This window comes from Pseudoalteromonas sp. OF5H-5 (assembly GCF_021530695.1).
Classification (GTDB): Bacteria; Pseudomonadota; Gammaproteobacteria; order Enterobacterales; family Alteromonadaceae; genus Pseudoalteromonas.
Genome location: NZ_JAKGBF010000014.1, coordinates 18,710 through 34,268, shown reverse-complemented (window position 1 = coordinate 34,268; position 15,559 = coordinate 18,710). Strand labels below are relative to the sequence as shown.

Below are 15,559 nucleotides of genomic sequence, written 5' to 3'. Positions count from 1 at the left end.
TACTCAGCAGTAAAAGGAAAGTTATGGCTGAACCTGCTCCTCAAATCAAACCAATTTCAAGAAAAAATACCAAAAGTTCTATCGAACAAATCGGCGAACGGCAGTCCAAAGAAGTTATCATTGGATTTTGCGGTGCTGTTGGCGCTGGTATAAGGAGAGTAAGAGAGCCTTTGGTTTCAATATTAGAGCAGCATGGCTATCATGTTGAGACCATCAGAATTAGCAGGCTATTTAAGCAAAATGTGCCCAAGACTTATAATGGAAGGGTTGATTTTGATAATTGGTCACCAGCAGAACGTTATACTGAACTACAGAATATAGGTAATTTTTTCAGGGAGAAGGGACGATGTTCTTTTCCTGCTGAGCTAGCTGTAAGGCAGATTGGTGTAATTAAAGAGCAGAAAACACAGGGAAAACGTGTTAAAACTGCTTTTTTGATAGATCAGCTAAAACACCCTGATGAAGTTAAACTATTACGTCTGATCTATCAAAATAACTTTTTTATGTTGGGGCTTTATAGAAATAGAGGTGAGCGAACGGCTAATTTGGTAGATGAGGATATCACTCGAAGCCGAGCTGAAAAAATAATCGAAAGGGATAAAAAGGATATAGATGCTCATGGACAGCATCTTGATAAAACATTTCATCTTTCAGACTACTTTATTACCAATAGTGGTAATGCAAGTGAGTTACGCGAAAAAGCTTTAAGATTTGTTGAGCTAATACACGGCTCAATTCAACACCCTCCCAGCACAGACGAAAAATCTATGTATGCAGCATATGGAGCTGCATTGAATTCGGTTTGCTTATCTAGACAAGTTGGAGCTTCCATCGTTGATAAAAATGGAAATGTTATTGCTACTGGCTTTAATGATGCTCCTAGCTTTGGAGGTGGGTTGTACTCATCAAGCATGGAGAAAGATCACCGATGCGTGTTCAAAGGTGGTAAGTGTTACAATGATTCAGAAAAGCAAAAAATACGGACTTCAATAGAAAAAAATTTAAAGACTTACTTACCAAAAAAGCTGTTCAACCTAGAAGAATTAGAAAAACAAAATAAAGATGTTGAGCTTTTGTTAGGCGAAATAGTCTCTTCAATATACAGCAATACGCGGCTTAGTTCTTTAACTGAATTTTCCAGAGCTATTCATGCTGAGATGGAAGCTTTATTGGTTTTAAGCCGAACTAATTCACCTTCAAGTACTGGATGTACGCTATATACAACGACATATCCCTGCCACAATTGTGCTAGGCATATAGTTGCTGCTGGTATTGAGAGGGTAGTTTTTATCGAACCCTATGAAAAAAGCTTGGCTTTAAATTTACACAGTGATGCTATCTCGGAAAGCAAAGAGGATGGCAAAGTTTTTTTTGAAAGCTTTGAAGGAGTATCTCCTAGAAGTTTTGAATCATTCTTCAGTCGAAAAGGTAAAGTAAAAAATAGCGAAGGCGTTGCGTTGCCGTATGAACAAAATGACTCATTGATCGTGACTAAACAGTTTTTAGATGGTTATGATGAGTATGAAGCTAAGGTAACTGAAAATACTCAGGTTATATTAGATAATCTCAACAATGCGATAGATAGCACCTCAATTAAATAAAAGCTGCTAGAATTTAAAAAACATTAATTAGGTCTGTTAGTCCAAAATTTTTAATGCACTAAAGAGCTGTTATGGTGCTCAGGTGTTCGGCATTAGCGACTGTTTGGGCTTTACTTTGAAGGGTCAGCATTGTGCACATGTAGCCATTTTCTTGATAGTAAGTTTGTTCCCATACATGGCTTAGTGAATTATTCGAGTGATCATCAAACCACACCGCTGTGCTACTATGGCTTATGTCAGTAAAAAAGTTACTCATATTCGATAATATATCAGAAGTATATTTCTTTGGAAGGGGCAGTTTTTTGCTTGTGAGCAAATAGGGCTCAAACTCCTTAGCTGACCAGTTAGACCATACATAACGACATACATTATCTTTTGAATGAATGATCATCATCGGGACTGCATTACTTAATAAGTCACAACATCGATTAACTGTAGCAGAAAAGCTCATTTGAGCATTATCTGAGATAATTTTAAACAATCTTAGGTCTGGCGTATTATCTGATAATTCTTTGAGTAGTAAATGTTTAGGGAGCATTAATAACTCTGCGAACTTAAATGCTTCCTTCTCTAAGGACTGATGTTCAGGCCCATAAATTCTGGTCATTGTATGATGAGGAAGTAAATGATGGCCTAGCTCATGTGCAATTGAATAGCGCTCTCTACCTGAATTATTTTTATGCGTTCTATATAGTATGACAGCTTCATCCTTAAAGTTATCTGCATACAAAACCCCTTCAGGTTTTCCTTTTAGTTGGTAGGGTATAAACCCAACGATACCGCACTGTTTTGCTATTTCTAACAGAGGTATTGGGAGTGATAGACCTTGGCACTGTTTGAAGATTTCGTTTACTAATTCATGAGGTGTGAAACAATCTGCAAGTGCTATACGGTCTATCTTTAACATTATTATCCTTTGTTTTTTCTCTGCTCAATCAGGGCCTTAGCCATTTCCAAAGCATTTGTAATCGTGCGCTTATCTTCGCTAGTCAATGAGTTTACGTCCAAGTCAAGCTCTCGAAACATAATGTGGGCTCCAGAGTTATCACTTTCCTCTAAGCCGACAAGAGTATCGAGAGACACTTGATAGTATAGCGCAAGTTTTTTGAGCAATTCCAGTGATGGATTTTTAGTCTTCCCTTTCTCTAGCTCCCAAATATGGGGCTTTGAAACGCCAACAGCATCAGCTACAGCTTGTAAGGAAGCCTTTTTATTGACCCTTAATTCGGTCAGCTTTTCTGCTAAAGTCATGCGTAATTCTCCACTAAATAAACCTTGTAATATTTTTATTGTATGTATAAATCAAACGATACTGTATGTATACACACGAACATACAAAAAAGCAAATTCTGTTAGGTGTTGCTTGACGGAATCGTTTATTAGATCTAACATGATTGTATAGATGAAGTTTAACGTGTCGTTAGGTTATGATTAACATTGAGCGAGTTCGTGTACTAGACCGGTGTTTTAACTGGTATCTAGAGGCTTTTATTCTATTAATGGGAATTCAACGGGATTTAATTCTGAAGAGTTGGAGCTAGCTCCCGAAAAGGAGCGACGCTCAGTAGAACAAGCTAAAAGTAGTTTAGATGTAATGTTTAGCAGCAAAATTCTAGCTACTTTTTGTGATTTCTGCAACCCAAATTATTTTTACTTAAAATGGGAGCCTTTTAATATGGCCGATAAGAAACAAAGCAAAAAAGTAGTAAAAAGTAGTAAAACCAATAAAATCAAAGTGCCTAAGGGCATGAAGCTGATTTTCCGACCTTACCGAAAGAATCCAAAAACAAATCAAGTTGAATATGCCAGAAATTATGGGAAGCGGGTCTTCCCTATGCTGATTCCTGATACTAATGGGTAGGAGGTGATTATGAAATATATAAGAACCCTAAGCGCATTTAGTGCGATTTTGGAAGGCAAGGAAAATGTATACGTGTCACTTAAACTTGATGAAAATAAGATTGAACGACTTCATCAAGTTGGATTTCCAAAAGAATTGAAAAGTGGTTTGACCTTATTGCCTCGAGTGATCGGACCTAGAACTAGGTATAACGCTGAGGGTAAGTATGGTCCTGCCGATAAAAGTGTTCCTAAAGTTCCGTATGTTATTGAGCGCCACTGGGAAAGAACAGATTGGCACGGCAATATACATTCTGGAATTATTTACCAGCACAGGCTTAAGTGGTTTAGGGAGTATACGCCAGCTCCATCAATTGAAATGTCGATTGTGTTTATAGGTGAGCAAGCTTTTGTAAGAAGCCCGTTGTTGAGCACATCCGAACCTTGCGATCTAATAGCCGCTATTAATGTATTTTTAGAGGTTTTTGGTGAGGTCGAGTTTATGAGTGCTAATCAGTTACCTATATATATGAATTTGTATAAAGTGAATTGGGAATTGCTCCCTCAAGGGACTTTGCTTAGTCAGCTTGGAGAGCGTGACATTGAGAAATTAACCACCAGAAAATCAAAGAAAAAAGATAGTGTATGTAAATATCGTTTAAGCACAATTGAGAGTTATACGCCGGACTTTGTAGCTATAGGAAATGGAGGTTTCCAAGGCTATATCGTATATGGATTTAAGCAGCATGGTATTTTTGTCTTAGAGAGTATGGTGAGGAATAACGCAACATACATTCTCAATGGAAATTGGCAAAAAATTAGTCAGCTAAGCAAGAGAGATATACTTGACCAAAGTCTTCACGAAGAACGGATCATTCACAACGAAAGTTGGTCAACAAACTTAAGTCGGTTATTCAAAGAAGCAGCTTAAGGCTCAGTCATAGTAATGCCCAGACTTTATGTTGGGCATTACTAATTTCCTTGGTGGAGCTGTCTGCGTTTAAACACGCTAAATAGATACTCCATTTCTTTATTTAACATTGCCGGATATGCAAGTTATTGCAGGTAATTTACCTGTGGTTCACTCAGTGTTGCTTAGATGATTCATAAACAAATATCCAAAGCAATATGGAGGTATAAATGCGAAATGTACATACAACTATAAATAGATATTACAGAGTTTTCGAATCTTATGAAGGTGTCTTTTCTCCGAAGTCCTTGCTCCTTTGGGCTGTTATGGTTTCAAGTTTGCTGTCTTTTACTTCAACTTTTTGGCTTGCAGGGTTTATCCAAATAGAAAAATACATACAGATTGAAAAGGTGAGTAGTGCAGTAAAGGTGGCTTGCTTTCTATTTTTTAGTATTCTAGCATTTTTTAGTTGGCTCAAAGTATTGTTAAAAAAAGATAACTTTGCTCGACGACGAGCTCAGATAGAACTTCAAACGAATGAAGAAAAATTATGGAAACTAGAAGAAATGTGGCTCCGCAGGTATCTGCCATATAAACCGTCAGAGTACCTATCTTTGGCCGAAGATATAGATAAGTCACTATCTTTAAGAGAAAAGTATGCATCTTCAGATAAAATCAATGCTCGAAAAGTAATGGAACACATTTTTGCTAATGAGTCTAAAGCTCGAGTACTTGCAATGTTTTTGATGTTTTGTGCCAGTATCGTCGCGTTATCAATAAAGGGAGGAGCGACAATTGAAACTGTTTTTAGTTTCTATGAAAACGCGACCAGGAAAGAGCTAGTGACTATTTTTCTGATTTTTCCAGCTGTGAGTTATGTATTTTATGTTGAGCTGAAAATAATAACAGCTTACCTCGCAATGCTCATTGAACGGGGATTTGAGAGATTGGATGGAAAGAGTGCATATAGTAAACGAAAGGCAAAGATCTTTATTAATGTACTCGTGAGGTATTTTGCATTTGAAAAGCCTCGGGAGAGAGTTGAATTGGACTTAAAACCCAGCATCGTGAATAAAGCTGCATAACTAAGGTGAACTTAGTGAACAGCAAGAATCATGAGAATCTAGTCTGATACTTCCAAAGATCATGAGAAAACGGTCACTCATAGTTTCTCATGATCTTTGCCAATGCTTTAATTTACATGGGTGTTATTGTCACTAATTGTGAGATCTCACAAACATCTAGTAAAAAGGAGGGATTTTCCCTCCTTTTTTTATGCTTTAAAGCTTAAAACCCTCTTGCGCTCGCGGTATACTGAGCATAATTTTCAATCATTGAATCGAGCGTAAGCGCCAAATTACTGCAGGCGTTTACATACGATAAGTACCAGATAAAAATAAGCCAACTATGCAAAAATACGATATCAAAACCTTCCAAGGTTTGATCCTGGCTTTACAGGATTACTGGGCGCAGCAAGGCTGTGTTGTAGCTCAACCTTTAGATATGGAAGTTGGTGCGGGTACATTCCACCCGATGACCTTCCTTAAGTCCATTGGTCCTGAGCCAATGTCGAGCGCATACGTACAACCTTGTCGCCGCCCGACGGATGGTCGCTATGGTGAAAACCCTAACCGTCTTCAGCATTACTACCAATTCCAAGTTGTTTTGAAGCCATCGCCTGAGAATATTCAGGAGCTCTACCTAGGCTCTCTAGAAGCGTTGGGCATTGATACATTAACGCACGAAGTACGTTTTGTTGAAGACAACTGGGAGTCACCAACGCTAGGTGCTTGGGGATTAGGTTGGGAAGTATGGTTGAATGGCATGGAAGTGACTCAGTTTACTTACTTCCAGCAAGTTGGCGGTATTGAATGCTCACCGGTAACGGGTGAAATTACGTATGGTTTAGAGCGCCTTGCAATGTATATACAAGGTGTAGATAGCATTTATGATCTCGTTTGGACAGATGGTCCAATGGGACGCGTAACTTATGGTGACGTGTTCATGCAAAACGAGATAGAACAGTCGACATATAACTTTGAATATGCGGATGTAGAGGCATTATTCAAGCAGTTTGACCAGTGTGAAAAAGAAAGCGAAAAGCTAATCGAAGCAGGGCTTCCTCTACCAGCTTATGAGCAGGTAATGAAGGCATCTCATGCATTTAACCTGTTAGACGCACGTCATGCTATCTCAGTAACTGAGCGTCAGCGCTATATATTAAGAGTTCGTGCTTTATCAAAAGCCTGTGCACAGGCTTACTATGACGCACGTGAAGCACTTGGCTTCCCGCTTTGTAAGGATAAATAATGTCGACTGAAAACTTACTCGTAGAAATTGGTACCGAAGAGCTACCACCAAAGGCGTTACGCAACCTTGCTGAGTCATTCGCAGAAAATACTAGGCAAGAGCTAGAAGCATTAGAGCTTAGCCATGAAGGCGTGAGCTGGTATGCATCACCTCGTCGCTTAGGCATTCAAGTTAAAGCATTACAAACGCAACAAGCCGACAAAGTGGTTGAAAAGCGTGGTCCAGCTATTCAGGCGGCATTTGACGCCGATGGTAACGCGACTAAAGCGGCGCTAGGTTGGGCTCGTGGTTGTGGTATTGATATTAATGATGCTGAGCGTTTAGAAACTGATAAAGGCACTTGGCTGCTACACAAGGCGAAAGTAGAGGGGCAACAGACCTTAGCGTTACTAAGCGATGTGATCAACAAAGCATTGGCTAAGTTACCTATTCCAAAGCCGATGCGCTGGGGTGCGAACAAGACGCAATTTATCCGTCCTGTGCATACTGTGGCTGCACTACTTGGTAGTCAACAAGTTGAAGGTGAAGTGCTAGGTAAAACCATCAGCAATGAGTTGCAAGGACATCGCTTCCATCACCCTGAGCGTGTTCGTGTTGAACATGCTGATGATAGCCATGCAGTGCTAAAAGGCGCATACGTTATTGCGGATTACGAAGCACGTAAAGCATTAATTCGTGGCCAAATTGAAGCTGAAGCTGAAAAGCTCGGCGCGCAAGTGGCGATGGATGAAGATCTTCTTGAAGAAGTTACATCACTAGTCGAGTGGCCAGTAACTTTGGTTGCATCTTTTGAAGAAGCCTTCTTGCAAGTGCCTGATGAAGCACTTATCTACACCATGAAAGACGACCAAAAATACTTTCCACTGTTAGATAAGAAAGGCAACTTGATCAACAAGTTCTTGTTTGTTTCTAACATTGAAAGTAAAGATCCGAGCGTAGTGATCTCGGGTAACGAGAAAGTGGTTCGCCCACGTCTGGCAGATGCTCAGTTCTTCTTTGAAACGGATAAGAAGAAAACGCTGGAAAGTCGTCTTGAGTCACTTGATTCAGTGTTATTTCAGAAGCAGCTTGGCACACTAAAAGACAAGTCAGAGCGTATCTCTGCGCTCGCTGGTTTTATTGCGGAGCAGCTTGGTGCTGATAAGGCATTGGCAGAGCGTGCAGGTTTACTAAGTAAAACGGATTTAATGACTGAAATGGTCATGGAATTTACTGACGTTCAGGGCGTGATGGGTATGCATTACGCGCGCATTGATGGCGAAGCGGAAGAAGTCGCACTAGCACAAAATGAGCAATATATGCCGCGTTTTGCTGGTGATAACCTACCGTCTAACCCAATCAGTTTTGCCGTGGCGCTTGCGGATAAGTTTGATACTCTGGTTGGCATTTTTGGTATCGGCCAGACACCAAAAGGCGATAAAGACCCGTTTGCACTTCGCCGTGCTGCCATCGGCGCATTGCGTATTATGGTAGAAAAAGAACTACCATTAGACATTCAGGATATCGTTGCCGAAGCAATGACGTTATTCGGTGATAAGCTAAGCAATGCAAATGTTGCCGATGAAGTGGTTGAGTTTATGTTAGGTCGTTTCCGTGCCTGGTACCAAGATGAAGGTATCAGCGTGGATGTGATCCAAGCAGTACTTGCAAGACGTCCAACGAGCCCAGTTGATTTTGATCGCCGAGTAAAAGCGGTTAGTCACTTTAGAACGTTGGCGGAAGCTGAAGCGTTAGCTGCTGCCAATAAGCGTGTAAACAACATTCTAGCGAAGAATAACGTCGCGTCAGAAGCTGCGGTGGAGAGTTCACTCCTGCAAGAAGAAGCTGAGCAAACATTGGCTGCACAAGTTGCTGCGTTAACTGCTGAGCTTGCACCTGTTTACGCTGAAGGTGATTATCAAACTGCACTGACGCGTTTAGCAAGTTTACGTGAAGCAGTAGATAACTTCTTTGATAATGTTATGGTAATGGCGGACGATGAAGCGGTTAAAGCCAATCGTTTAGCGCTACTTGGTCAGTTAAGTAAGTTATTCCTTAATACTGCAGATATTTCAGTGTTACAAAACTAATTGCTGATACAAAAGCCAGCAATTGCTGGCTTTTTTCTGATTGGTAAAAGCAAGTAAAAGGCAGTCTAGCTATGATTAAAAAACAAGGGGCAATGGCGATTGCGCTATTAGCACTTACCGCTTGTAGTAGTAACTTTCAATTGCCAACAACGTCAACTTCACCGGTAGTTGCTGGAGAGTTGGATAAGACAATGTATTTACGCGGTGACTTCACTCTGTGGGATGCCGAACCTCAGTATCGCTTTGAAGAAACACAACCGGGGATCTACGCAACAAAAGCAAGATTCATGAGCCCAGGTAAAGTGTATGAATTTAAAATTGCTGATGAGCAGTGGAGTGAAGGCTACAACTGTGGCTATAAGAGTGAAGGGCAGTTAACGCTAGGACAACCGCTGGTCGCGGATTGTAACACTGTGTATAACTACTTTAGCTTTAAGCCAAGTAAAAAAGGTTGGTACGAAATCCGCTTAGATTATCGTAATCCTCGCTCACCAAAGGTGGTGATTGTAAAATCTTAAAAAAGCGGCATCAGCCGCTTTTTTATTGTCTATGACTCATGAGTTCAAACAGTGTGTTAAAGAGGAGATCACTGACCTTTCTTAATCACATATTTGTAAGGAGATTCGGCCACTGCTTTGGCAACCAAAGTGTGATCCATAAATTCACAGAAGCTCGGAATGTCCCTTGTCGTTGATGGATCATCTGCGATAACTAACAACGTCTCACCTAAGTTCATCCGTCTCACCATGCCTCTAATCATCATTACCGGCTCCGGACAACGTAAGCCTACTGCATCTAAGGTGTGGTCGGTATTATCAAAACTCATTGTGGGTGGCCTTGTTAGTTACGTTGTTAGTGACGAAAACTGCTATTTTAACCGCATGTTGTAAGTAAGCTCAAGTTTGGATAACTCAAGTCTGATACCAATTAGTCTTAATACTTGTTCAATTTGAAGGAGCAAATCTGACGCTAACTGCGTTAAAAATTTCTCATTTAGAACAACTAAATAGCAAAATATTTGCCTTGCCTACATGGATGTAGGTACCTCAGCGATAGCAGGACGCGGTAGCGGTGTTATCGACAAAATTTTCTCGCCTCAAAATAGACCACTTAATTAAGATAATTGGTATTAGCCAGCCGAGGTGAGGTAAATGCGGGTAATAAAAAAGGCAAAACAGCTGTGCCGTTTTGCCTTGGTCACCAAGTTGAAGTTGTGTGCTGGTATTGTCTTATAAAAGCCCAGTACCAGCTGGTTGGAATTAGTTATCTACGCGCTCGAATACGGTAGCGATACCTTGGCCTAAACCAATACACATAGTTGCAAGACCATACTTCGCGTCTTTCTCTTCCATTAGATTGATAAGCGTTGTGCTAATACGTGAGCCTGAGCAACCAAGTGGGTGACCGAGTGCAATTGCACCACCGTTGAGGTTCACTTTCTCATCTACTTTGTCTAGTAGACCTAGATCTTTTAGCACTGGTAGTGATTGTGCTGCAAAGGCTTCGTTTAGTTCAGCAACATCAATATCATCGATAGTAATGCCCGCCTGCTTCAAGGCTTTTTGTGATGCTGGAACTGGACCATAACCCATGATGGAAGGATCGCAACCTGCGACTGCCATTGACTTAACACGAGCACGAATTGGAAGACCGAGTTCTCTTGCTTTAGACTCGCTCATGACCAACATAGCTGAAGCACCGTCAGAAAGCGCTGAAGAGGTACCTGCAGTTACCGTACCCGATGCAGGGTTAAATACAGGACGTAGCTGTCCTAGACCTTCTAGGCTTGTCTCAGGGCGGATAACTTCGTCATGCTCGACAAGTACAGGTGTACCATCGGCATCATGACCTTCCATTGGCAGGATTTCTTTTGCAAAACGCCCTTCAAGGGTTGCGGCATGTGCGCGCTGGTGTGAACGTACGGCAAATTCATCTTGCTGCTCACGACTGATACCATGCATTAGCGCTAAGTACTCAGCTGTTAACCCCATCACGCCAGCAGCTTGCGCAACTGATGTCGCAAGGCCTGGGTGAAAGTCATTACCATGTGTCATTGGTACGTGACCCATGTGCTCAACACCACCGATAAGGTAAGTGTCACCAGCACCTGTCATGATAGCGCGAGCTGCGTCATGCAATGCCTGCATTGACGAACCGCATAGGCGGTTCACGGTTACCGCCGGTACGGTGTGAGGAATGCCAGCTAAGAGTGCAGCATTACGACCAACGTTAAAGCCTTGCTCTAAAGTTTGCTGTACACAGCCCCAGTAAATATCATCAATTGAGTCTGGTGCTACTTGAGGGTTACGCTCAAGTAGGCCTTTCATCAAGTGTGCGCTGAGGTCTTCGGCACGTTTATGCTTAAATACACCGCCTTTTGAACGGCCCATTGGGGTACGAATACAATCTACGATTACCGCGTTTTCCATGTTACTGGCCCTCCACTTGATAGAACACTTTACCTTCATCTGCCCACTGTCTAGTTTGCTCAGAAACTCGATAAATTTCACCAAGATGAGCGTACTTATCAGCCATAGCTACAAAGTTTGCGAGGCCGATTTGGTCTAGATAGCGGAATGCACCACCTCTGAATGGAGGGAAGCCGATACCGTAGATCAGTGCCATGTCTGCTTCTTGCGGTGAAGCAACAATGTTTTCTTGCAGACACAGTAACACTTCATTGATCATTGGCACCATACAACGCTCAATAATCGTTTGTTTATCAAATTCAGTTGGTGCGTCACAAATACCGCTCAGCAGCTCAAGCGCGCTGTCGTCTTTACTCTTCTTCAAACGACCTTTGCGATCTGGTGCATATTGGTAGAAGCCTTTTTGGTTCTTCTGACCAAAGCGCTCAGCCCCCGCAAGTACTGCGACAGGGTCTTTGTCTTTACGTGCCATGCGAGTAGGGAAGCCATCAGCCATTACACCAGTACAATGGTTTGCCGTATCGATACCCACTACGTCTAGTAGGTACGCTGGACCCATTGGCCAGCCGAAGACATTTTCCATAACCTTATCTACTTTTGCGAAGTCAGCACCTTCTACAACAAGTTGGCTGAAGCCTGCAAAGTAAGGGAATAGAACACGGTTCACGAAGAAACCTGGGCAATCGTTAACAACGATAGGAGACTTGCCAAGCTTTAAGGCATAATCTACCACTGCAGCAACGGTTTCATCCGATGTTTGCTCGCCACGAATGATTTCTACCAATGGCATTTTTGGCACTGGGTTAAAGAAGTGCATACCACAGAAGTTTTCTGGCTTCTCAAGTGCCGTGGCTAACTCATCAATACGAATAGTTGATGTGTTTGAAGTCAGGATCGTACCTTCTGGTAATTGCGACTCTAAACTCGCCAATACCGTTTTCTTGACTTTAGGGTTTTCAACAACGGCTTCTACGATGATGTCTGAGCCTTGTAGATCGTGATCGTTGAGCGTTGCTTTGATTTTACCTAAAGTGGCAACCATCTTGTCCATTGACATGTGGCCGCGCTGTACTTTTTTACCAAGTAGTTTTGCAGCCTCACCCATACCAAGGTCTAGGGCACCTTGCTGTATGTCTTTCATGACAATTGGCGTACCTTTGTAGGCCGATTGGTAAGCGATACCGCCACCCATAATACCAGCACCAAGTACCGCTGCTTGTTTGATCTCTGTTTTACTTTGTTTTGCTTGTTTCTTGGCAACCGTTTTGATGTATTGATCCGCTAAGAAAATACCGGTTTGCGCTGCGGCTTCTGCCGTTTTGGCAAGCTTAGCAAAGTTTTGGTTTTCGAGTGCCATCGCTTCTCTGCGACTAAGGTTTGCTGCCGCTTTAAGCGTTTGTACCGCCATCATTGGTGCTGGGTAATGACCTTTGGTTTTTGCCATGACTAAGCCTTCGGCCATACCAAAGCTCATACCTTGCTCAACACGATTCATCTTCAATGGGTCAAGCTTGATTTGGCGTTTCGCGCGCCAATCTAATTTACCTGCAATGGCTTGCTCCAAGGTACGAATAGCGGCAGCCATGAGTTTGTCAGTAGGTACTACACCGTCAACCGCACCCACTTTTAGTGCGTCATTCGCTCGGTTTTCTTGACCTGTGGTTATCCACGTCATTGCGTTGTCAGCGCCGATTAAGCGAGGAAGTCTTACGGTACCACCAAAGCCCGGCATAATGCCAAGCTTAACTTCTGGTAGGCCAATTTTTGCGTTGTCAGTTGCAATACGGTAATCCGTGGCGAGCAACCACTCGCAACCACCGCCAAGCGCAAGGCCATTTACTGCCGATAGTGTAGGGAAAGGTAAATCTTCTATTGCGTCGAAGACATCGGTTGCGGTTTTAATCCAACCAACAAGTTCTTCTTCTGGGCGTTGGAAAGTCGGAAGGAATTCAAAAATATCAGCGCCAACAATAAAGTGGTCTTTATCGCTGGTAAAAATTAAGCCGTCGATGTCGTCGCGCTGGCTCAATTCGATAAGTGCTTCGTGGCTTTCCTTTAGTACTTGCTGAGATAGTTTGTTTACTGAGCCTGGTAGGCAAAACTTAAACTCAGCGATATTGCCTTTGCAAAAATCAACTACAAAGGACTCGCGTTTGATTAACATACATGTTCTCCCGTGCTTTACACTGGTACGATGAGTTGTAATTTCAATCAGTGTGGATCCTTTGGCGGCAAATTGCAATGAAAAATTTACCGCACATTTACTGAAATACCTGAGTCGGTTTGCTATGGTGGCTTAACGCACCTCGCATTTAGTGTCATTTATGAGCATGCTCGCAAGTGACAAGCCGAGTTTTGGTCTTCAGCGCCATCTTTAGATAAGCATAATTTGGCTGTATTTCAATTTAGGTGTGTATTCTTTTGGCAGATAAAAAAGGGTTTGCATGACATATTGGTTACCCCGCTTAGCTGCAGGCAGCTTATGTATGGTGAGCTGGCTCTGTGCAGCCGATAGCACTCACGACGAATTTAAAGAGGCTGAGCGTGTCGCTTGGTCTGGTAATTATAATAATTTTAAAGCTGCAACAGCGCAGCTCGATCATCCACTTAAGCCATACGTTGAAATGGCATTTTACAAGCGTCACCCTAAACTCAAGTACCAGCAGGAAATTCAGCACTTTTTAACGGTATACGAACACACCCCATTAGAATGGCCTGTACGTTCAGCTTGGCTCGATTATTTAAAGCGGTATAAAAAGAAAGCACGATTCATCGAGTTCTATCGTGAAACCAGTGATGTTGAACTCAAGTGTACGTATTTGGTGTATCAGTTGGACTTGGGTGCACCGAAAAAAGCCATTCTTGATCAGGTAACCGATATTTGGACGGTGGGAAAGTCTCAGCCCAGAGCTTGTGATGGTCTTTTTAACCAATGGCAAAAAGCGGGGTATAGAACGCCTGAGCTAGTCTGGCAGCGAATTTCTAATGCTGCACAATCTGGTCAAACGTCACTGCTAGACTATCTTGAGAAGCTGTTACCAAAAAATGAGGCATACCTTGCCGAGCTATATAAAAAGGTTCGCCAAGATCCGAGTGCCGCTGCCGGGCTTTATCGGTTTAGTAAACGTACTAAAAAAGAAGCCGAAATTGCGGTATATGGTATAAGACGCCTCGTTTGGCGCGATCCTGATTTAGCGCTGCGTGCCTGGCAGAAGATGCAGGATATGTTTACCTTTACTCAGCGGCAAAAGGATAGTGTTGCTTATCGTTTCGCTCTAGCGCTTGCGTCTAAAGGGCATGAAGACGCACGGTTTTGGCTTAATAAAGTGCCCAAATCGTTGCAGGACAGAAAGCTACTACAGTGGCTGATGAGTAACATGCTGAAAGAGCAAGATTGGGAAGGGATTTCGGCCTTATTCGTGGGTCACGAGCAACTAAGCAATGGTCAACAATACTGGCTTGCATATAGCCTCGCGAAGCGTGACGAGTTAGCTAAGGCTAACGAGATTTGGCAGCAATTAGCACAAGAGCGTGATTACTACGGTTTTTTGGCTGCTGCGCGTTTAGGATTACCAGTCTCACTGAATGAAGAGCCGTTAAATGTTGACCCCAGCATTGTCGAACGAGTATCTCATGCGCCTGGTTTTAAGCGAGCAAAGGCTTTATACGAACTGGAAAGGTATACTCAAGCACGTCGAGAGTGGAACTACCTTACTAACACCTCAAGCAAAGAGGAAAAGCTTGCAGCATCCATATTGGCTGCTGACTTTGATTGGTACGACAGCACTATTTTTACTCTTGCACAGATCAAAGCTTGGAATTACGTTGATTTGCGTTTCCCGATAGCGTTTAAAGAGCTGTTCACTAAATATAGTGAGCGTAATCGAGTCGATGTTGCATGGAGCATTGCGATTGCTCGCCGGGAAAGCTCTTTCGCACCGGATGCACGCTCGAGTGCGGATGCTCACGGTTTAATGCAGCTGCTGCCAAGCACTGCCAAATACGTCAACAACCGCAAACGCGTGGCAAAAAATCGCCTATATCATCCGGCCACAAACATTCGCTTGGGGACCAGTTATTTAGAGTATTTGAAGCGTAAAAATGCTGGAAATGAGGTTTTGGCGACAGCATCGTACAACGCGGGTTATCATAGAATTAAGCGTTGGCTGCCGTCAGAGGCTATGCCTGCTGAGCTTTGGATTGAGCTGATCCCGTACCGAGAAACACGTGACTACGTAAAAAATGTGATGGCATATCGACAGGTTTACCATACCCGCCTTGGTCGTGATGGCAACATATTGGCAAGTATCTTGGATATGAAAATTGTGAAATAACCGCACATGGCTGGTGCTTAGACTCAGTTCGTCGTTTTTAGGTAGCAGCTATGATAGACTCGATAGT

13 protein-coding genes are annotated in these 15,559 nt (G+C 42.6%); 8 read left to right on the top strand and 5 right to left on the bottom strand.

Annotated elements, in window-relative coordinates:
* Positions 1-23: 23 nt before the first annotated feature.
* On the top strand, positions 24-1,601 hold the full coding sequence (locus L1271_RS18530) for an anti-phage dCTP deaminase (protein WP_235368497.1): 1,578 nt from the start codon (positions 24-26) through the stop codon (positions 1,599-1,601).
* Between the two features lie 58 nt (positions 1,602-1,659).
* On the opposite strand, the gene L1271_RS18525 is transcribed toward L1271_RS18530, so the two are convergent.
* Positions 1,660-2,508 (bottom strand): ImmA/IrrE family metallo-endopeptidase, encoded by an 849-nt coding sequence (locus L1271_RS18525; RefSeq protein WP_235368496.1) that lies wholly within the window; start codon positions 2,506-2,508, stop codon positions 1,660-1,662.
* 2 nt (positions 2,509-2,510) lie between these two features.
* Complete coding sequence (locus L1271_RS18520) at positions 2,511-2,852, bottom strand: helix-turn-helix domain-containing protein (protein ID WP_235368495.1); 342 nt, start codon at positions 2,850-2,852, stop codon at positions 2,511-2,513.
* 424 nt (positions 2,853-3,276) lie between these two features.
* Between L1271_RS18520 and L1271_RS18515 the strand changes: the two genes are divergently transcribed.
* The 6 genes from L1271_RS18515 to L1271_RS18490 all read left to right on the top strand — a co-directional run bounded on the left by L1271_RS18515 (position 3,277) and on the right by L1271_RS18490 (position 9,247).
* Entirely contained in the window at positions 3,277-3,462 is a 186-nt protein-coding gene (locus tag L1271_RS18515; RefSeq protein ID WP_235368494.1) for a hypothetical protein, read from the top strand.
* A 9-nt stretch (positions 3,463-3,471) separates the two neighbouring features.
* On the top strand, positions 3,472-4,371 hold the full coding sequence (locus L1271_RS18510) for a hypothetical protein (RefSeq protein WP_235368493.1): 900 nt from the start codon (positions 3,472-3,474) through the stop codon (positions 4,369-4,371).
* A 209-nt stretch (positions 4,372-4,580) separates the two neighbouring features.
* Positions 4,581-5,435: a hypothetical protein gene (locus tag L1271_RS18505; RefSeq protein WP_235368492.1), complete on the top strand. Its 855-nt coding sequence runs from the start codon at positions 4,581-4,583 to the stop codon at positions 5,433-5,435.
* Between the two features lie 322 nt (positions 5,436-5,757).
* Complete coding sequence (glyQ, locus tag L1271_RS18500) at positions 5,758-6,660, top strand: glycine--tRNA ligase subunit alpha (protein ID WP_010376835.1); 903 nt, start codon at positions 5,758-5,760, stop codon at positions 6,658-6,660.
* Positions 6,660-8,729 carry a glycine--tRNA ligase subunit beta gene (gene glyS, locus L1271_RS18495; RefSeq protein ID WP_235368491.1) on the top strand — a complete coding sequence of 690 codons (2,070 nt, stop codon included), beginning with the start codon at positions 6,660-6,662 and terminating at the stop codon, positions 8,727-8,729. Before glyQ ends, glyS begins: the two co-directional genes overlap by 1 nt.
* 71 nt (positions 8,730-8,800) lie before the next feature.
* Positions 8,801-9,247: a hypothetical protein gene (locus L1271_RS18490; protein WP_010604165.1), complete on the top strand. Its 447-nt coding sequence runs from the start codon at positions 8,801-8,803 to the stop codon at positions 9,245-9,247.
* A gap of 68 nt (positions 9,248-9,315) precedes the next feature.
* Here the strand turns inward: L1271_RS18490 and tusA are convergent, their stop codons facing one another.
* From tusA to fadB, 3 genes are all read right to left on the bottom strand, one after another.
* A complete protein-coding gene (gene tusA, locus L1271_RS18485) occupies positions 9,316-9,555 on the bottom strand; it encodes a sulfurtransferase TusA (protein WP_010376829.1) in 240 nt (79 codons plus the stop codon).
* Positions 9,556-9,988: 433 nt separating this feature from the next.
* Positions 9,989-11,158, bottom strand: a complete 1,170-nt coding sequence (gene fadA / locus L1271_RS18480) for an acetyl-CoA C-acyltransferase FadA (protein WP_010604167.1) — start codon at positions 11,156-11,158, stop codon at positions 9,989-9,991.
* 1 nt (position 11,159) lies between these two features.
* Complete coding sequence (gene fadB, locus L1271_RS18475; protein WP_102055795.1) at positions 11,160-13,322, bottom strand: fatty acid oxidation complex subunit alpha FadB; 2,163 nt, start codon at positions 13,320-13,322, stop codon at positions 11,160-11,162.
* A gap of 280 nt (positions 13,323-13,602) precedes the next feature.
* Here fadB and L1271_RS18470 point away from each other — a divergent pair, with 280 nt between their 5' ends.
* On the top strand, positions 13,603-15,492 hold the full coding sequence (locus tag L1271_RS18470; RefSeq protein ID WP_235368490.1) for a transglycosylase SLT domain-containing protein: 1,890 nt from the start codon (positions 13,603-13,605) through the stop codon (positions 15,490-15,492).
* Positions 15,493-15,559 lie beyond the last annotated feature (67 nt).